Here is an 18,480-nt window from a genome sequence, read left to right as displayed (position 1 = left end):
AGGCCGTCGGGGGCGAACTCCTGGAGCCCGGCGACCAGATGGGCACGGTCGGCGGCGATCCGGCCGGCCGCCTCGGCCGCTTCCGCCAGCGCCCGGTCCGACACGCACGCCTCGGCCGCCGCGAGGGCGGGCGTCGACACCGGCCACAGAGGCTGGGCGCGCTCCAGCTCGGTGATCGTCTCGGGTGCGGCGAGGACGTAGCCGATCCGCAGACCGGCCAGCCCCCATGTCTTGGTGAGGCTGCGCAGGACGACGAGTCCGGGCACGTCCGTCCGGCCGGCCAGCGCCTCACGCTCACCGGGCACCGCGTCCATGAACGCCTCGTCCACCACCAATGTCCGCCCCGGCCGGGCCAGTCGGGCGATGGACGCGGCCGGGTGCAGCACCGACGTCGGGTTGGTCGGGTTGCCGATGACGACCAGGTCCGCGTCCTGCGGCACGGCCGCCGGGTCCAGCCGGAAGCCGTCCGACTCCCGCAGCAGCACCCGGTCCACGGTGTGTCCGGCGTCCCGCAGCGCGGCCTCCGGTTCCGTGAACTGTGGGTGAACGACCACAGGTTGACGGACCTTCAGGGCGCGCGCGAGCAGCACGAAGGCCTCGGCCGCACCCGCCGTGAGCAGCACCCGGTCCGTCGGCAGCCCGTGCCGGGCCGCCACCGCCGCCCGGGCGGCCCGCCCGTCCGGGTAGGCGGCCAGCCCGGCCAGCGATCCGGCGATCCGTTCCCGCAGCCAGGCGGGCGGCGTGTCGGCCCGGACGTTCACGGCGAGATCGATGAGCCTCGCCCCGTCGTCCCGCACCTCGGCGTCGCCGTGATGCCGCAGGTCGTGACCCGCGTGCCGCAGGTCGTGCCTGCTCCCGGAGTCGGATTCAGTGTGCATGGGAGTTCGCGTGTCCCCAGTGGTGATGATCGTGGCCGTGGTGCCCGTCGTCGTCCGGATGGACGCGCGACTGCCGCGGCAGCCCTGTGGTGTTCTCGACGCCGGACGGGTTGCCGCCGTGGGTGGAGGAGTCGCGGGAATCGCGGTTCATGTGCGGGTCGCCCTCCAGCGCCTCCCGGTACCGCTCCACGACCAGATCGAGCAGCTCCGGCTCCGGTCCGATGACATCGGCCGACCGTACCTCGATCTCCGGACGAGCGGCAGCCCAGCCCTCGGTCTGCTGCCGTACCCGGTCCGCCGGCACACCGGTGAGCGGGAAGTACGGCAGCACGACGATCCGCCGCGCGCCCAGCCTCACGCACCGGTCGAGACCGCTCGGCACGTCCGGCGCCGCCGGCGACACGAACGCCGTCTCCACGCCCGCGTACCCGCGCCCCTCCCACAACAGCCGGGCCGCCCTGTGCACCTCGGCGTTGGCCTCGGGGTCGGTCGACCCGTGCCCGACGAGCAGCACGGTCACATCGGCCCGGTCACCCGGCGTACGCGGCGAGGGCGACCTCAGCGCCTCCTCCGTCCGCCGCTCCAGGAGGTTCAGCAGCGCCGGATGCGGGCCCGGCGGACGGCCGCAGGTGTACGAGATCCCCGGGAACCGCTCCTGCGCGCGAGCCAGCGCCGCCGCGACGCCCGCCTCGGCGCGCCCGGCGGGCTCCAACGTCAGCGGGACCACGGCGAACCGCCGTACCCCCCGCTCCAGCAGCCCGTCCACGGCCTCGCCCAGCGACGGCCGGGACGGCTCGACGAAGCCGCCCCCGACGGGCAGCCCGGGGTACCGGCCCGCCAGCTCGCGCAGTAAGACACGGAACGCCTCGGCGCCGGCATCGTCCCGGGTGCCATGACCGGCGATGAGCAGGGCGGGCGGCGGGGTGGTCACGATGTCTCCTCGGAAGCGGAAGGTGGGTGTGGGCGCGGAAGCAGTAGGGCAGCGGAAAGCGGGAGGGCGTTCAGGGCGGGTCGGCGGCGGTCACCGTCATCGTGATCCTCAAGGCCACGGTCACGGTCACGGTCACGACGATCATCATGCCGACCGGCGTCGGGTTCGGCGAAGCCACGGTTCGTCAGCCGGCTCGACTCGGCCGGCGGCGAGGCGTCCCGCACGACACCGGCTGACGCGACGGCACACGTCACCCTCGCCGGCCGCCCGTCCGCCCGCTCCGACTTCCGCTTGGGGACGAGGAGTTCACCACCGCGTACGAGCGCGGCGGCTTCCGCGACGGACGGTGTGCCGACGGTGGTGAGGGGGGCGTCGGAGGGGTTGGGAACCTCCACCGTGGCCAACTCCGCTGCGGAGTAGGTCACCAGGGGAACGCCGAGGCGCTCGGCGGCCTGGACGATGCCGGGTTCGTCGGCCTTGGCGTCGACGGTGGCGAGTACGGCGAGCGACTCGGGCGAGAATCCGGCGTCCCGCAGGGCGTCCTCGATCAGGCAGAGGACTTCCGCCACCGGCGCGCCCCTGGAGGCGCCCACACCCACGACGAGCGAGCCGAGCACATGGTCAGCCACGGCCGCGCCCCTTCAGGGGCGCGGGGCGGTGACATATGCGGCTCCGCCGCGTGGGCGCGACCAGCCACGACGAACCCGCAGCCAAAACCCGGCCTTCCCACTCCGCACTCACCCGGGGCGCCGCACCCAAGAGGTCCCCCTCTTCCGGTAGCAAGTACGCATGGCGGTCTTCGTAGCACTCGGCGCGTTCCTGATGACGCTGGTCGGCGGCTGGACGGCACAACGGGTGACGGACCGTCGTCACCTGGTGCTGGGCCTGGCGGGCGGCCTGATGCTGGGCGTGGTCGGCCTCGACCTGCTCCCCGAGGCGCTGGAGGCCGCCGGCGACGAGGTCTTCGGCGTACCGGCCGCGCTGCTGCTGTTCGTCGCCGGCTTTCTCCTGGCCCACCTCGTGGAACGCCTGCTGGCCGCCCGCCAGGCCGCGCACGGGGCGGAGGAGTACAACGGCCGTACGCCCCAGGTGGGCCTGACGGCCGCGGCCGCGATGGTCGGACACAGCGCCATGGACGGCGTGGCGATCGGCGCGGCCTTCCAGATCGGCGAGGGCATGGGCATCGCGGTCGCGCTCGCGGTGATCGCCCACGACTTCGCGGACGGCTTCAACACGTACACCCTCACGAGCCTGTACGGCAATGCCCGCCGCCGCGCGCTCGCGATGCTGTTCGCGGACGCGGCGGCCCCGGTGGTGGGAGCCGCCTCCACCCTGCTGTTCACGATCCCGGAGGGCCCCCTCGGCTGCTACCTCGGGTTCTTCGGCGGCGCGCTGCTCTACCTCGCCGCCGCCGAGATCCTCCCCGAGGCCCACCACGCACACCCGGCCCGCTCCACACTGCTGTGCACGATCGCCGGGGCGGCCTTCATCTGGCTGGTGGTGGGCGTGGCGGAGTGAGCGGAAGGGCTTCAAGCCGGGCGGGGCTCCGACCAGGCCGCCGCTCATGAGGTCCGGCATCTCTCCACGAACCGACGGGCGACACCGGGCTCCGCCGCCCAGTGCGTGTGCAGATAGCTCGCGTGCACACCTTGCTGCACGAACCCTTCGAGCCGCGGCCGAGGGGTCCGTACCCCCCAGGCGGGAGCCGGCCCGGCCCCCGGCTCGACGACCGTCCGGTGGAATTCGTGCGCCCGCATGCGGGTCCCGGCCGGTGCGAGCACGCTGTCGCCGACGGCCACGGCGTCCCGGTATCCGAGGGTCAGCCGCTCGTCCATCCGCGCCGTCGCGTCGAGCACCCCGCACATGGGCCGCCCGTCCAGCTCCCGGCAGAGGTAGAGCAGACCGGCACACTCGGCGGCCACCGGAGCCCCGCCGAACGCCAGCTCGGCGACCGCCTTCCGCAGCGGTTCGTTGGCGGACAGTTCAGCGGCGTACATCTCGGGAAACCCGCCGCCGATCACCAACCCACGTGTCCCCTCGGGCAGTTGCTCGTCGCGCAGGGGATCGAAGACGACCACCTCGGCACCGGCGGCGGTCAGCAGCTCGGCGTGCTCGGCATAGGAGAAGGTGAACGCGGGCCCGCCGGCCACGGCCACCACCTCCCGCCTCCCCGAAGTGGTGGCGACGGGCGGCTCCCACGCCGCACCCGACAGCGCCCCGGCACTCCGGGCGAGCGCGACCAGCGCCTCCAGATCGCACCCCGCCCGCACCTGCGCGGCCATCGCCGCCACGGCCTCCACCGCCGCGCGTCGCCGCTCGGCGACCGGCACCAGCCCCAGATGCCGGGACGGCGTGTCCACCTGAGGCGCTCGCCGCAGCACCCCCAGCACGGGCACACCGGTCGACTCCAGGGCGTCCCGCAGCAACTCCTCGTGCCGGTCCGAGGCGACCTTGTTGAGGACCACGCCTCCCATTCGCACCTCGGGATCCCAGGAGGCGAACCCGTGCACCAGCGCCGCCACGGACCGCGACTGCGAGGACGCGTCCACGACCAGTACCACCGGCGCCCGCAACAGCTTCGCCACATGCGCGGTGGACGCCAACTCCCCTTGCCCCGAGGCCCCGTCGTACATCCCCATCACACCCTCGACGACGGCGATGTCGCACCCGCGCGCCCCGTGCGCGAAGAGTGGCGCGACCAGCTCGGGTCCGCACAGGTACGCGTCGAGGTTCCGCCCCACCCGCCCGCTCGCGAGAGCGTGATACCCGGGGTCGATGTAGTCCGGCCCCACCTTGTGCGGGGACACGGCGAGCCCCCGCTCGGTGAGCGCGGCCATCAACCCCGTGGCCACGGTGGTCTTGCCGCTGCGCGAGGAGGGCGCGGCGATGACCAGCCGGGGGACGGAGGACAGGGAGGCGGTGGATGAGGAGGCGGAGGCGGAGGCGGGGGAGGAGGAGGTCACGGCGTCACCACTCGATGCCCCGCTGGCCCTTCTGGCCCGCGTCCATGGGGTGCTTGACCTTCGACATGTCGGTCACGAGATCCGCGAAGTCGACGAGCTTCTCGGGCGCGTTCCGCCCGGTGATCACGACATGCTGGGTCCCCGGCCGGTCCCGCAACACGTCGATCACCTCGTCGGTGTCGATCCACTCCCAGTGCAGGGGGTACGCGAACTCGTCCAGCACATACAGCTTGTACGTCTCGGCCGCCAGGTCCCGCTTGACCTGCTCCCAGCCCTCGCGGGCCTTGTCCTCGTTGTCCATCTGCCCGTCGCGCTGCACCCACGACCAGCCCTCGCCCATCTTGTGCCAGTCGACGGACCCGCCCTCACCGGACGCCCCGAGCACGCGCAGCGCGTTCTCCTCACCGACCTTCCACTTCGCCGACTTGACGAACTGGAACACCCCGATCGGCCACCCCTGGTTCCAGGCGCGCAGCGCGAGCCCGAACGCGGCGGTGGACTTGCCCTTGCCGATACCCGTGTGCACGAAGACCAGCGGGCGATTCCTGCGCTGACGAGTCGTCAGTCCGTCGTCCGGCACGACACTTGGCTGTCCTTGCGGCATCTACGCGGCCCTCCTCGGTGTTTTCTGTGGTCCCTGCGTTCCGTGCGTTCCGCGCGTCCCCTGCACATCCCGTACCAGCCCGGCGATGGAGTCCGCCCGCAGCTCGTCCAACGTCACCGCCGTGCCGCCCAGTTCACCCGCGAGCTGCCCGGCGAGCCCCAGCCGGACATGACCCGACTCGCAGTCGACGACCACGGACGCGGTGCCCTCGGCCGCGAACAGTCGCGCCGCACGCCCGGCGAGAGCGACGGGCTCCGGCCCGCCGGTCGCCCGACCGTCGGTCACCACCACGACCAGCGGCCGGCGCGCGGGGTCCCGCAGCCGCTCCACCCGCAGCACGTCGTGGGCCTTGAGCAGCCCGGCCGCGAGCGGCGTCCGCCCACCCGTCGGCAGCGACTCCAGCCGGGTCGCCGCCGCGTCCACGGACGAGGTCGGCGGCAGCGCCAGGTCGGCGGCCGACCCCCGGAAGGTCACCAGCCCCACCTTGTCCCGCCGCTGATAGGCGTCGAGGAGCAGCGAGAGCACAGCGCCCTTCACGGCACTCATCCGCTGCCGCGCCGCCATCGACCCGGAGGCGTCGACCACGAAGAGCACGAGGTTCCCCTCACGCCCCTCCCGGGTCGCCTGCCGCAGATCGTCACGGCGTACGACCAGCCCCGGCCCGGACCGCCCCCGCGTCCGCTGATGCGGCGCGGCGGCCTGCACGGTCGCCGCCAGATGCAGCTTGGTCAGCGTGCCGCGCGGCCTGCGCGCCCCGGTCGTACGTCCGTGCTCGGTCCGCGCCCGCGAACGCCGCCCGGCGGCGCCCTCCCCGAGCCCCGGCACGCTCAGCACCTTCGTACGAAAGGGTTCGGCGGCCCGTACGGCGGACCGCTCCCCGGCGGCCGGGGCCTGCGCCGGCACGCCCTCCCCGGTCTCGGACTGTGCCCCGGAGTCGCTGCCCTGCGGCCCGTCGGGCTCCGAGGAAGGCGGCTGCCCCCCGCCACCGGGCCCGTCCGGACCGGGATCCGGATCCTCGTCCTCCGATGAATCCGCTGAATCCGACGGATCGGCTGAATCCGACGGATCCGCTGAATCCGCGAACTCCTCCAGCGTCTCGTCGAGCTTGTCCTCGTCGAGCCCCGGCGCGTCGAACGGGTTCCGCCGCCGCCGGTGCGGCAGCGCGAGCAGCGCCGCCCGGCGCACATCGTCCGCGAGTACCTCGGTCCGCCCCGCCCACGCGGCCAGCGCGGTCGCCGTCCGGGCCATCACGATGTCGGCCCGCATACCGTCCACCTCGAAGGCCGCACAGGTCGCCGCGATCTGCCGCAGCGCCCCGTCGCCCAGTACCACGGACGGCAGCAACTCCCGTGCGGCGACGATGCGTTGCCGTACGTCGGCCTCCTCGTCCGCCCAACGGGCCACGAAACCCGCCGGGTCGTCGTCGTAGGCGAGCCGCCGCCGTACGACCTCCACCCGCTGGTCCGGCTCGCGCGAGGCCGCGACCTCGACGGTCAGCCCGAACCGGTCGAGCAACTGCGGCCGCAGCTCGCCCTCTTCGGGGTTCATCGTCCCGACGAGCAGGAACCGCGCGGCATGCCGTACGGAGACGCCCTCGCGTTCCACGTACGAGGCGCCCATCGCGGCCGCGTCGAGCAGTAGATCGACGAGGTGGTCGTGGAGCAGGTTCACCTCGTCGACGTAGAGGATCCCCCGGTGCGCGTCCGCGAGCAGCCCCGGCTCGAACGCCTTCACGCCCTCGGACAGCGCCCGCTCGATGTCGAGCGCGCCGACGAGCCGGTCCTCGGAGGCGCCGACGGGCAGCTCGACCATGCGGGACGGCCGTGTCTCGAACGCCGGCTCGTGCGGCCCGTCCGGACACGCGGGGTCCGGCTTCGCGGGATCGCACGAGAACCGGCACCCGGCGACGACCTCCACCTCCGGCAGCAGCGCCGCGAGCGCCCGCACGGCGGTGCTCTTCGCGGTCCCCTTCTCACCGCGCACCAGCACACCGCCGACCGCCGGCGACACCGCGTTCAGCAGCAGCGCCAGCCGCAGGTCGTCCTGGCCGACGACGGCCGTGAACGGAAATGGAACACTCACTTCTCGTCGCCCTCCAAGTCACCCTCCGGCCCGGGCAGATGGCCCGTAGCCGCTCGCTCATGTCGTGCGTGTGACGCGCTCATGCGGGCGCTTTCGGTGCTCCGGGCGCTTCCGGTGCTCCGGGCGCTCCGGGCGGCACGAAAGGCAGTCCAGCCGGCGTGCCCGACTCGATGAGCCGCCAGAGCGCGTCGGTGTCCGCGTGTTCCTCGATCAGATCGCCGAGCCGGTCCAGCTGCTCCTCGCGCAGCGCGGCGAACGACGTGTCGGCGGCCGGCACGAAACGGCGCCCCGACGCGGCCGCCACCTCGCGCAGAAAGGCCCGCCGGAACCCGTCCGACTCCAGCGACCCGTGCCAGTGCGTGCCCCAGGTCTGCCCGACCCGGCACCCGTCCAGGCTGTGTCCGTTGTCATCGGAGATGAACGCATCCCCGCCCATGACTTCAGCGACCCCGTGATGAATCTCGTACCCCTCGACCCGCTCCCCGAGGGCCTCCCCGACGGGGCGCGTGAGCGTCTTCTCGCGAGCGAACCGCACGCGCACGGGCAGGATTCCGAGCCCGTCCACATGCCCCCGCCGACTCTCGACCTCGTCCTCGATGTGTTCCCCGAGCATCTGGAACCCCCCGCAGATGCCGAGGACCGGCCGCCCCTCCGCGGCGCGTCGCGCGATGGCGTCGGCGAGCCCCCGCTCCCGCAGCCACTCCAGCGCCCGGACCGTGCCCCGGGTCCCCGGAACGACGACGAGGTCGGCGTCGGCCAGTTCCTCGGCCCGGTCCACGAACCGCACGACGACACCGGGTTCGGTGGCGAGCGCGTCGACATCGGTGAAGTTGGACATCAGCGGAACCGCGCACACGGCGACCCGCAGCACGTCCTCCCCGACGGGCGGCGCGACATTCGACTCCCGGACCGTCCCCCGCAGCGAGACCCGAAGCCCGTCCTCCTCGTCGATCCCGAGTCCGTGCCGGAAGGGCAGCACACCGTACGTCCGCCGCCCGGTGAGCCCGTGCAACATGTCGAGCCCCGGCTCCAGCAGGGAGACGTCCCCCCGGAACTTGTTGACGAGGAAGCCGGCGACGAGGGCCTGATCCTCGGGCGAGAGCAGCGCGACGGTCCCGAAGAAGGACGCGAAGACCCCACCGCGATCGATGTCGCCGACGACGAGGACGGGAAGCCCGGCATTCCGGGCTATCCCCATGTTGACGATGTCGGTGCGCCGAAGATTGATCTCGGCGGGCGAACCGGCCCCCTCACAGATCACCGCGTCATATGTGCCCCGCAACTCGGCGAGACACTCCAACACGGTCCCGAGCAGCCGCTGTTGCCGCCCGCCGTGATACCCGCGCGCACTCATCTCACCCACGGGCTTCCCCAGCAGCACCACCTGACTGCTCCGCTCACCCCCGGGCTTCAGCAGAACGGGGTTCATGAGCGCACTCGGCTCGACGCGACAGGCCTGAGCCTGCATGGCCTGAGCCCGCCCGATCTCAGCGCCTTCCTTCGTCACGAAGGAATTGAGCGACATGTTCTGCGCCTTGAACGGCGCGACCTTGACCCCCTGCCGCACGAGCCACCGACAGATCCCGGCGGTGACAACGCTCTTACCGGCATCGGAGGTGGTCCCGGCGACCAACAGCCCGCCACTCATCCCTGACTCCTCACCTGGTGTGCCGGGCGCCGCGAAACCCGGCCCCGCAGCACCGCCGCACCCGCACTCACCCCAAGGGCCAGCCACCCGACCCGCCGAGACAACCGAACAGCCCGCTCGATGTCCCCCACGACGACGGTCCGCCCCTCCCCGTTCAGCACAGGCCGATGCTCAACCCGCCCCCCGTACGACAACGTGCCCCCCAACCGCACTCCGAGCGCCCCCGCGAACGACGCCTCCACAGGCCCCGCGTTGGGACTCGGATGCCTCCCCGCATCGGCCCGCCAAGCCCGGACAGCCCCCCGGGCATCCCCACCGGCTGCCGCGGCCAACACCGCGGTCAGCCGAGCTCCCGGCCACCCCGCCACGTCGTCCAGCCGCGCGGAGGCCCACCCGTACCGCCGATACCGTTGCGACCGATGCCCGACCATGGCGTCCAACGTGTTGACGGCCCGGAACCCCACCAGCCCGGGCACACCCCCCACGGCCCCCCACACGAGCGCCCCCACCACCGCGTCCGACGTGTTCTCGGCGACGGACTCCACGACGGCCCGCGCGATCCCGTCCGAGTCGAGCGCCTGAGGATCCCGCCCGCACAGATGAGGCAAGCGGTCCCGCGCGCCCTCGACATCGCCCGCATCGAGGGACCGCCCGATCGCCCGGGCCTCCCGCCCGAGCGAGGTCCCCCCGACGACGGCCCAGGTGGCGGCGGCGGTCAATCCGACGGAGGCGGCACGCGATGGCCGTACGGCGGCCGCCGCCACGGCTCCCAGCGCTACGGCGCCACCCGCGCACACCGCGGTGTGCAGAGCGCCCCACCCGCGGTGGTCCCGCCACAACACCCGCTCCACGGCACCGGCGGCCCGACCGAACGCGGCGACCGGATGCCCCCGGCGAGGATCGCCCAGGAGCAGGTCACCGAGGAGCCCGGCGGCGGCACCGTACGCGAAGACGCGATCGGCACGCATCGGTTCAGCCGATCACGAGGTCGGGCAGGGACCGGGTGCTGAGCCCCGATGGGCAGCCGCGCATGGCGATATGTCCTCACTCAGGGTGTCCACGCCCTGGTTCGACGAGACCGACGGCGAGAGTTCCTGGCTCCCGGGAAGGTTCTTCCCCGGTGACAGTGGCGGGACCGCGCCGGACTCGCACCGGCTTCCTCTCCTGCCGTCGTACATGGCCCCGGCAGTCCACCACGCACCTGGAAGAACCGTCAACTTGCTGTTGACCTGCGGTGGAGCGGTGTGCTGAGCCCCACATCGCTGAAATATCGTCAGATGCCCTAATAGGCTCTTTCCGTGCTCTTTCCGTGCTCTTTCCTGACGCCCGAGCTGGGAGCACTCAAGGGGACGGCAGTACGAAAGCTGAGCGCCGACGAGCGGCGTCGGGTGTTTCGTCGCGGGGAGACGAACCTGGTGTGGCCGGCCCTCCTCCGCGCCCGCGCGGCGGTTGGACCCGGCGCTCGGGTCGTCGCGGTGAGGACGCCGTGTCGGTGCGCCGACTTGGGAGGTGGAGCGGGCGAGGCCGCTGTCTGCGTGGAAGCGTCGATCAGAGAGAGTCACGTACTGGTGCGTGACTCAAACTTGCATCAGAACGCTGTGCTCTCCTTCCGTCACGCCGCGTGGTGTGGTTTTCTGGCGGGGCTTGTGGACCCGGGAGCGGACGGTTCTTGAAGAACCCTCCGGGGGACGGGAGGTGCACGCGATGGAAGATCGGGCCAAGGGGTCCGCCTCGGCGCATGCGAGGACATCGAGGGACCGGCGGACGCTGTTGTCCGCCGCGGCCCCCCTGGTGCTCTTCAGCATGGTGGCCGGAGTGCTGGCCGTCGGAGTGGGCGCGCTCGCCGCCCTGCTGGTGCCGGGGACGGAGGTGCGAGGCGTCGTCTGGCTGGTGGTGACCGCCCTCATCGCCGCGGGAGCGGGTTTGTGGTGGGGGCTGACTCCGGTCACGGAGCGGCTGAGGGTCCTGGACCGGGCTCTGGCCGGGGCTCGGCCGCGGGGGCCGGAGCGGCACTGAGACCGCTGGGTCGCGAAGCGTCGGCGCGGGCGCGCAGTACCTTGCCGAGCCCCGCGGCGAGCGAGGTGAGCAGTGCGGCGCCGATCGCGCCGGTGATCGCCGTGGTGAGTGGTGGCGTGGCCCCGAACTGAGTGGTGGGCACGACCCGGTCGCCACCGCGATGCTCGGCAGCAGCACGCTCGCGCAGAACGTGCCCAGCAGCAGGCGGGTCGACACGAGTCGTATCTCGCCGTCGACACGGGCGCTCTCCACCCGGATGAGCGCCTCCGCCCACTCCTGTCGCTGCATGGCGTACGACTTGAGGGTGCAGTCGTTCGACGAGGGTCACAGTTTGCTGTGGAAAATAGACAAACCCCCTATACCTGGTCAAACGGTACGAGGGGTTCGTTGTGGTGTGTCGTGCGAGGTGAGAGGGGTGGACGGGGCCTCAGGCCATGATCAGGTAGATCCCGTACCCCACCGCCGTCGCGCAGGCCGCGAAGCACGTGTACGCCGCTGTCGTGGCCGGTGCCGGTGAGTTGCCGGCGGCGGTCGCGGTCTCCCGCTTGGACAGGCCGACGATGCCCAGGGTGAAGAGGCCGACGAGGGCCACGGTGACCACGAGGCTGACTCCGAAGACGGAGCCGAGAGCTGCCCAGTCGATGTGCATGGTGGTGATCTTCCTCAGGGGGTCGCGGGGCTCAGACGGCGGGCGTCGGCGTGGACGAGTTCGCCGGGGCCGTGGTCTCGACGGCGGCCGGGGCCGCGGGGGCCGGGATGGTCGCCGTGAGGTCCTCGGTCACGGTGCCGGCCGGCGGCGGCGTCACGGCGGCCATCGCGGTGGTCACCACGCCGGGCGGCTCCTCGGTGTCGTTCACATTGGTGTGGTCGACCACCTCGCGGCGCGAGACGACCCAGATCGCGGCGCTGGAGGCGATGAGGAAGACCGCGACGACGGCCGTGCCCCAGCTGCCGAAGGACGTCACCCACTCGGCGAGCGCGGCGACCAGAGCGGCGGCCGGCAGGGTCAGGCCCCAGGCGACGAACATCCGGGTCGCGGTGGACCAGCGGACCACACCGCCCTTGCGGCCGAGGCCCGCGCCCATCACGGCACCGGAGACCGAGTGCGTGGTGGAGAGCGAGAAGCCGAGGTGCGAGGAGGCCAGGATGACCGTGGCCGCGCTGGTCTGGGCGGCGAAGCCCTGCTGCGGCTGGAGGTCGGTCAGGCCCTTGCCCATCGTGCGGATGATGCGCCAGCCGCCCAGATAGGTGCCGAGCGCGATGGCCGTACCGGCGGTGACGATGACCCACACCGGCGGGTCGGAGTCGGGCGCGAGGGCGCCGCCGGCGACCAGGGCCAGGGTGATGATGCCCATCGTCTTCTGGGCGTCGTTCGTGCCGTGGGCCAGCGAGACCAGGCCCGCGGAGGCGATCTGACCGGCGCGGTACCCCTTGCCGGAGGCCTTCTCGCTCGTGTGCTCACCGAGCCTGTACGTCAGCCGGGTGGCGAACATCGCCGCGACGCCGGCGACCAGCGGGGCCGCGACGGCGGGGATCAGCACCTTGGTGACGAGCACGTCGCCGTGCACCGCGCCGGCGCCGGCCGAGGCGATGGTGGCACCGATGAGGCCGCCCATCAGGGCGTGCGAGGAACTGGAGGGGAGCCCGACGAGCCAGGTCAGCAGGTTCCAGAGGATGGCGCCCACGAGCGCCGCGAATATGACCTCTGGCTGTATGCCGGACTCGTCGACGAGCCCCTTGGAGATGGTGTTGGCGACCTCTATGGAAAGGAACGCGCCGACAAGGTTGAGCACGGCGGACATGGCCACCGCGACCTTGGGCTTCATGGCGCCGGTCGAGATGGTGGTGGCCATCGCGTTGGCGGTGTCGTGGAAACCGTTCGTAAAATCGAACGCGAGCGCGGTGATCACCACGATCGCGAGGATCAGCGAGAAGTTTTCCATTTACCCGGGCTTCTTTTGGACGTCAGTGGCACGTGGACCGTAGGCAACCTGGGTGAACGGAAGATGAACTGAGATGGGCGTAGGGATGTAGTGAATGAGGTGCCACCGCTCCGCTTGTGTGGCGACCCATGCTTCGAGCTCGGAGGAGCGGCGGCCCGGCGTTCGAACTGAGACGGAATGCCGAGGTCCGTTACCCCTTCACCCCTCGGCGAACTGCTTCAGCCGGCTCATCGACCCGTTGAAGAGATTCTGGTCACCCGGCAGGCTCCCGCTCCCGTTGTCGTGCTGCCACATCGTCCAGAACTTCCACCCCGCGGGAAGCTCACCCGCCCCCGCGGAGTTGTACCGGGCCAGCCACAGCGCGTGGTTCCCGCCGAAGGCCGTGCTGTTGCCCGTGCAGGTCTTCCACCAGTGGGTGGTCGTGTAGATCACCGGCCGACGGCCCGTGAGGCGCTTGACCTCGTTGCTGAACGACTTGATCCAGCCGACCATCTTGCTGTTGCTCAGGCCGTAGCACTTCTTCTTCTTGTCGTACGGGTTGTACTCGATGTCGAGCGCCGGCGGCAGCGTCCAGCCGTCCGCGCGCCAGCCGCCACCGTTGTTGACGAAGTAGCGGGCCTGGGCCTTCCCCGACGACTTGTGGGGCACCGCGAAGTGGTACGCGCCACGGATCAGGCCCGCGTCGCGCGAGCCTTCGTACTGCTGGGCGAAGTACGGGTTGCGGTAGGTGGTGGACTCGGTCGCCTTGACGTAGACGAACCTGGCGCCCTTCGACTTCGCGCTCGACCAGTTCACCTTCTTCTGGTGCGAGGAGACGTCGTGACCCTTGGGCTTGGCGGCGGCCGAGACGGGGATCTCGGTGAGAGCGGTCCCCCCTAGGGCGAGCGCCGCGACGGAGGCGGCGAATACGCGGTTGCGGCGACGGGACGACTTGAGAGCACGGGCCATGGTTCCCCCCGGAATGGCAACTTGTGCGACAAAACACCCGGAGGCTACTGGAAGATCGCCGAATCCCGGTCGATCATCGGCCAATCGCCGACACCGGGTGATGTGTACGCATATGGGCTCTTCCGAAGGTCCGCGTCCGGCCCTACAGTGCCCCGGCCGGGACCCGTCGGTGTGGTCCGCCTGGCAGGATCACGGCATGGCTGAGCAGCGGAGCGACACCCGGGACGAGCGGGACGCGGGTGGGGATTCACCGGGTTCGCGAAACATACGGCGGCGGGGTGTGCCGGACGACGTGGCGCGCGCGTGGGACGAGCTCGTCGCCACGGCCCGCCGGACGGTGGCCGACGGTCTGGTCGTCGGCACCTCCGGCAATGTGTCCGTGCGCGTCGGGGACACCGTCCTGGTCACACCGACGGGAGTGCCGTACGACCGCCTGACTCCGGACGACGTGACGGGCGTCGACCTCTCCGGCCGACAGGTTCTCGGCACGCTCCGGCCGACGAGCGAGCTCCCCATGCACCTGGCGATCCACACCACCACCGACGCCCGCGCCGTCGTCCACACCCACGCCGTCCACGCGACGGCCGTCTCCACCCTCGTGAGCGAGCTGCCGCTGATCCACTACATGTCCGCGGCCCTCGGCGGACCCGTCCGGGTCGCCCCGTATGCGACCTACGGCACCCCGGAGTTGGCCGAGAACATGCTCCGCGCTTTGACGGAGCGCACCGCTTGTCTCCTCCAGAACCACGGCACGATCACATACGGAAACACCCTCTCCGAGGCATACGACCGCACGACCCAACTCGAATGGATGTGCCAGGTCTGGCTGACGGCCTCCTCGGTCCCGGGTCTCTCCCCGAACCTACTCACCCGCGAACAGGTGAACGAAGCGGGGGACCGCCTCCGGGGGTACGGCCAGCCTGGGTAGCGGACTTCCGACGGCGCGGGACGACCGGCACCGCCGGACAGACACGTCGCGGCTGATCGCCCGCGGCGGAAGCAGAGTTCAGCGGCGGAACAGCCCCTCGGACCACCTACCGTCCCCTTCCTCTGCCTCCGGCCGGCTTCTTGCCCTTGCTTCCCTAGGCGGTCCGTCCTTCCTCTGCCTCCGGCCGGCTTCTTGCCCTTGCTTCTCCAGGCGGTCCGCCCCTTCCCCTGCCTCCGGCCGGCTTCTTGCCCTTGCTTCCCTAGGCGGTCCGTCCTTCCTCTGCCTCCGGCCGGCTTCTTGCCCTTGCTTCTCCAAGCGGTCCGCCCCTTCCCCTGCCTCCGGCCGGCTCCTTGCCCCTGCTTCTCCATGCGGTCCGCCCCTCCTCTGCCCCGGCTGCCTACCCGCCCCCTGCCGCCCAGACCGTCCACCGCTCCTCCGCCTCCGGCGGTCCACCTGTCGTCTGTCGTCCGGAGCGTCCACCACCTCTCCTCAGCTCCCGCCCCGGCCGTCCCCGCCTCCAGTCGGCTGTCTCTCCTTCCGCCGGTCACCTCTCTCCGCCGCGACGGCGCTCAGCCGAATCGGGTCTGTCCGGCGGTGCCGGTCTCACACATGCCCCTTCGGTCACCAGGGCCTGCCTCGTGACCCCGTTCCGCCCCGCCCCGGTCACCCCCGGACCCACGCCCACTGGCCCCTGACGGGGTCCGCCAGGACACTGGACCCGTGGGTGCAGTCAAAGCAGCAGTCGCGGCCGTCGGGGTCGCGTTCGCGGCCGGCGCGGTCAGTGTCGCCGCGGGCCGCCTGGCGAGCGACGTCGCACTGAAGGCGCCGCCGGGCGAACCGCTGCCCACGGAACCCCGTCTGACCGTGCACGCCACCGCCGCCGGCCGCATCGCACTGACCCGCGCCTTCGCCTCACAGCGCCCCGGCACCTACGGCCTCACCGGAAACGGCTCCCACGCGGTCGTCGGCAACGTCCTGAACGGCGCTCCGCACGCCCCCGACGCCGTCGTACGCCGCCTGGAGCGCGTCACCCACGGCACCCTCAAGCCGGGCGCCAGGGTGTGGCTCACCCCCAACCTCCACATCGGAGACCCGCGGACCGCGCTCGGCCTTGACCACGACGACGTCGACGTGCCCGGCGAACTCGGCACGCTGCCCGCGTGGTTCGTGCCCGCGGACCGGGGCACCTGGGTGATCGCCGTGCACGGCCTCGGCGCGACCCGCGAACACACCATGAACGTCATGGAGTTCCTGCACCGCCACCACTTCCCGGTGCTCGCCCTCGCCTACCGCGGCGACCAGGGCGCACCCCGCTCCCCGGACGGCCTGAACCACCTCGGCGAGACCGAGTGGCGCGACGTGGACGCCGCCATCCGGTACGCCGTCCGGTTCGGCGCCGAGCGGGTCGTCCTGCACGGCTGGTCCACCGGCGCCACCATGGCCCTGCGCGCCGCCACGCACTCCGCGTTGCGCGACCGCGTCGCCGGACTCGTCCTCGACTCGCCGGTCCTCGACTGGACGGCCACCCTGCGCGCTCTCGCCGCCGCCCGCCGCACCCCCGGCGCCCTGCTGCCCCTCGCGGTCCGCGCCGCCCAGGGCCGCACGGGACTGCGCGCCACCCCCGTCGACCAGGACGCCGTCCCACCGGGGCTCAGGACACCGACCCTGATCTTCCACGGCCCCGACGACACCGTCGCCCCCTGGGACCCCTCCCGCCGCCTCGCCGCCCGCCGCCCCGACCGGGTCACCCTCCGCACGGTCCGCCACGCCCCGCACGGCGCCATGTGGAACGCCGACCCCAAGGCCTACGAAGAAGCGCTCCGCCGCTTCCTCACACCACTGATGTAGGGAGTCGCAGGCCGCCGACGGTCCGCACGCGGCCACTGGGCACATCGTCGTAAAGGGCCGTGGAACCCGTCCGTCACAGAGAGGTACGCCGCATTCCGTTTAGTGCTGTACCAAGGCGATCACCATCGGTGTCGACCCCTTGGGGAACCCGTGCGTTGGCCACCCCTGTCGCCCGCTGTGACATTCCGTTTGGGTTTTCGGACCGTCAACCGGAAGACTGCCCCCGTGACGTCCCGTAACCCGCGCGACTCCAGGCTCCGACTCGTCGGCCCGCGAACCCTGGCCGCCGCTCCCCGAGCAGCAGTGACCCAGCGCCGCCGACCGGCTCCCCGGCCCCCGGAGGGCACACCGCCGCCCGTGGAACTCGCCCGCATGGCCCGCGCCGTCCTGGCGGACGCGGCCCGCGTCGCCCACTGGGCCGATGCCGCCCTGCGCCCCGGCCGTGAGAGCGCGAGCCCCGACGGCAAGGGCACCCTCTCCGCCGCGACCGCCGAACGGGCCGCCGACGACCTGGGGCTGACCCCGGATCAGGTCCGCCACGACTGGGACACGGCCCGACTGGCCGGCCTCGTCGAGGTGCACGGCGACACCGCGCGCCCCGGCTGGCGGCTGCGCGCCTGGAACCGCGACGACAGCGCCGTACTGCGCGGCTGGGTCGCGTTCTTCGACGCCTGGTCCATCGCCTACCCCGAGCCCGAGGACCGAGAGCCCGCGGCGGTCGCCGAGGTCGTCTCGGCCATGCCCCAGGTGCTCTCCTTCCTCCAGCTCTCCGCCGGGCCCGTCCCCGTGGAACAGCTCCTCGACCTCCTGGAACAGCGGGTCACCGAACTGCGCACCGAGCGCTGCGAGGTCCCCTACGTCCCACCCGTCGCCCACCACCCTTCTGACGAGGCGCTTCGCGCCGCACCCGCTGATTCCGAGCCGAGCCCGGAGCCCGGCGCCGAGGACACCCCCCTCGCGCCGCTGCTCGACTGGTCCCTGCGCGCCCTCGCATCCGTCGGCGCCCTCACCTACGGCGCCGCCCAGGCCACCCTCACCCCGCTCGGCAGCTGGGCGGTCTGGGTCAAGCTGGAGCAGATCTGCGTCGCCGCGCAGAGCCCCGCCGGGAACATCGAGGTCTCCGCCGAGGACATGCTCAGAGGCTGCGCCCAGCTCCGCCCGAACGCGGCCCGCGCCGAGTACCGCGCCTGGCTCGCCGCCCGCCCCGTCGGCGGCGCCGTCACCGAGCTCATCGACGCCGCCCGCGGCGAGGACGCCCTCATCCGGGGCCTCGCCTTCGAGGCACTGCGCGTCGTCGGCGCCCCCGCCGAGCCGGACGTCCGCACGGTCGCCGACGAGACCCCGCTGCGCCCCTACGCCCTGCTCTGGCTCGCCGAGCACGACGGCGCCGACCCCGAGGACGCCCACGAGGTTCTCACCCGCGAGGAGTCCACCTGGCTCTGGGTGGACACCGCCGCCGCCGTCGCCGACCACGGCGAGGCCCCGCTCCTCGTACGGCATCTGGAGTCCGCGGTGCAGCCCACGGTCCCCGCGCTGCTCGCCGAGGTCCGCGCGGTCGGCCACCCCCGCACCGTCCAGGTCCTGGTCGCCCTCGCGGCCGCCCACCCCGACCCGGCCCTCGCCAAGGCCGTCCGCCGCGCCGCCTTCCAGGTGCACACCGGAGGCAGCTGACCTCGGAGACGCGGCCGACG

The 18,480-nt window shown here is 72.3% G+C and carries 16 protein-coding genes, 1 pseudogene and 1 riboswitch; of the genes and pseudogenes, 6 read left to right on the top strand and 11 right to left on the bottom strand.

Annotation, left to right across the window (positions count from 1 at the left end; translation table 11 throughout):
• From cobC to ACFU53_RS21620, 3 genes and pseudogenes are all read right to left on the bottom strand, one after another.
• Window positions 1–878, bottom strand: an 878-nt coding sequence (gene cobC / locus ACFU53_RS21630) for an Rv2231c family pyridoxal phosphate-dependent protein CobC (protein ID WP_383994676.1), incomplete at its 3' end; no start/stop codon positions are given.
• Entirely contained in the window at window positions 868–1,809 is a 942-nt protein-coding gene (locus ACFU53_RS21625; protein ID WP_383994673.1) for a sirohydrochlorin chelatase, read from the bottom strand. The genes ACFU53_RS21625 and cobC, both read right to left, overlap by 11 nt.
• Before the next feature lie 239 nt (window positions 1,810–2,048).
• Window positions 2,049–2,417 (bottom strand): annotated as a pseudogene (locus tag ACFU53_RS21620) (cobalamin biosynthesis protein); the annotation flags it as partial.
• 181 nt (window positions 2,418–2,598) lie between these two features.
• Between ACFU53_RS21620 and ACFU53_RS21615 the strand changes: the two are divergent.
• Window positions 2,599–3,327 (top strand): ZIP family metal transporter, encoded by a 729-nt coding sequence (locus tag ACFU53_RS21615; protein ID WP_383994671.1) that lies wholly within the window; start codon window positions 2,599–2,601, stop codon window positions 3,325–3,327.
• 44 nt (window positions 3,328–3,371) lie between these two features.
• Here ACFU53_RS21615 and ACFU53_RS21610 read toward each other — a convergent pair whose 3' ends face one another.
• The 5 genes from ACFU53_RS21610 to ACFU53_RS21590 all read right to left on the bottom strand — a co-directional run bounded on the left by ACFU53_RS21610 (window position 3,372) and on the right by ACFU53_RS21590 (window position 10,074).
• The gene (locus ACFU53_RS21610; RefSeq protein ID WP_383994668.1) at window positions 3,372–4,772 is read right to left on the bottom strand and encodes a cobyrinate a,c-diamide synthase; all 1,401 of its coding nucleotides are present in this window, start codon (window positions 4,770–4,772) and stop codon (window positions 3,372–3,374) included.
• Between the two features lie 4 nt (window positions 4,773–4,776).
• Window positions 4,777–5,376: a cob(I)yrinic acid a,c-diamide adenosyltransferase gene (gene cobO / locus ACFU53_RS21605; protein ID WP_383994666.1), complete on the bottom strand. Its 600-nt coding sequence runs from the start codon at window positions 5,374–5,376 to the stop codon at window positions 4,777–4,779.
• Window positions 5,377–7,458, bottom strand: a complete 2,082-nt coding sequence (locus ACFU53_RS21600) for a putative cobaltochelatase (RefSeq protein WP_383994663.1) — start codon at window positions 7,456–7,458, stop codon at window positions 5,377–5,379.
• Between the two features lie 79 nt (window positions 7,459–7,537).
• Entirely contained in the window at window positions 7,538–9,106 is a 1,569-nt protein-coding gene (locus ACFU53_RS21595; RefSeq protein ID WP_383994661.1) for a cobyric acid synthase, read from the bottom strand.
• Window positions 9,103–10,074: a cobalamin biosynthesis protein gene (locus tag ACFU53_RS21590; protein ID WP_383994658.1), complete on the bottom strand. Its 972-nt coding sequence runs from the start codon at window positions 10,072–10,074 to the stop codon at window positions 9,103–9,105. Before ACFU53_RS21590 ends, ACFU53_RS21595 begins: the two co-directional genes overlap by 4 nt.
• Window positions 10,075–10,171: 97 nt before the next feature.
• A riboswitch (cobalamin riboswitch) is annotated at window positions 10,172–10,336 on the bottom strand.
• A gap of 68 nt (window positions 10,337–10,404) precedes the next feature.
• Here ACFU53_RS21590 and ACFU53_RS21585 point away from each other — a divergent pair.
• Together ACFU53_RS21585 and ACFU53_RS21580 are read left to right on the top strand one after the other, a co-directional pair.
• Window positions 10,405–10,779: a DUF397 domain-containing protein gene (locus ACFU53_RS21585; protein ID WP_383994655.1), complete on the top strand. Its 375-nt coding sequence runs from the start codon at window positions 10,405–10,407 to the stop codon at window positions 10,777–10,779.
• Window positions 10,780–10,810: 31 nt separating this feature from the next.
• A complete protein-coding gene (locus tag ACFU53_RS21580) occupies window positions 10,811–11,122 on the top strand; it encodes a hypothetical protein (RefSeq protein WP_383994653.1) in 312 nt (103 codons plus the stop codon).
• A 427-nt stretch (window positions 11,123–11,549) separates the two neighbouring features.
• Here the strand turns inward: ACFU53_RS21580 and ACFU53_RS21575 are convergent, their stop codons facing one another.
• The 3 genes from ACFU53_RS21575 to ACFU53_RS21565 form a co-directional block, all read right to left on the bottom strand.
• The gene (locus ACFU53_RS21575; RefSeq protein ID WP_383994650.1) at window positions 11,550–11,771 is read right to left on the bottom strand and encodes a hypothetical protein; all 222 of its coding nucleotides are present in this window, start codon (window positions 11,769–11,771) and stop codon (window positions 11,550–11,552) included.
• Window positions 11,772–11,802: 31 nt separating this feature from the next.
• A complete protein-coding gene (locus ACFU53_RS21570; RefSeq protein ID WP_383994647.1) occupies window positions 11,803–13,065 on the bottom strand; it encodes an anion permease in 1,263 nt (420 codons plus the stop codon).
• A gap of 198 nt (window positions 13,066–13,263) precedes the next feature.
• Complete coding sequence (locus ACFU53_RS21565) at window positions 13,264–14,013, bottom strand: lysozyme (RefSeq protein ID WP_383994645.1); 750 nt, start codon at window positions 14,011–14,013, stop codon at window positions 13,264–13,266.
• A gap of 196 nt (window positions 14,014–14,209) precedes the next feature.
• Here ACFU53_RS21565 and ACFU53_RS21560 point away from each other — a divergent pair, with 196 nt between their 5' ends.
• The 3 genes from ACFU53_RS21560 to ACFU53_RS21550 all read left to right on the top strand — a co-directional run bounded on the left by ACFU53_RS21560 (window position 14,210) and on the right by ACFU53_RS21550 (window position 18,460).
• On the top strand, window positions 14,210–14,941 hold the full coding sequence (locus tag ACFU53_RS21560) for a class II aldolase/adducin family protein (RefSeq protein WP_383994642.1): 732 nt from the start codon (window positions 14,210–14,212) through the stop codon (window positions 14,939–14,941).
• A 720-nt stretch (window positions 14,942–15,661) separates the two neighbouring features.
• Window positions 15,662–16,789: an alpha/beta hydrolase gene (locus ACFU53_RS21555; protein WP_383994639.1), complete on the top strand. Its 1,128-nt coding sequence runs from the start codon at window positions 15,662–15,664 to the stop codon at window positions 16,787–16,789.
• 225 nt (window positions 16,790–17,014) lie between these two features.
• Complete coding sequence (locus ACFU53_RS21550) at window positions 17,015–18,460, top strand: hypothetical protein (RefSeq protein ID WP_383994636.1); 1,446 nt, start codon at window positions 17,015–17,017, stop codon at window positions 18,458–18,460.
• Window positions 18,461–18,480 lie beyond the last annotated feature (20 nt).

Origin of the sequence: Streptomyces sp. NPDC057474 (assembly GCF_042802555.1) — a bacterium.
Taxonomy (GTDB): Bacteria; Actinomycetota; Actinomycetes; order Streptomycetales; family Streptomycetaceae; genus Streptomyces.
The sequence above is the reverse complement of the archived record's forward strand: the minus strand, read 5'-3'. Positions and strand labels throughout refer to the sequence as shown.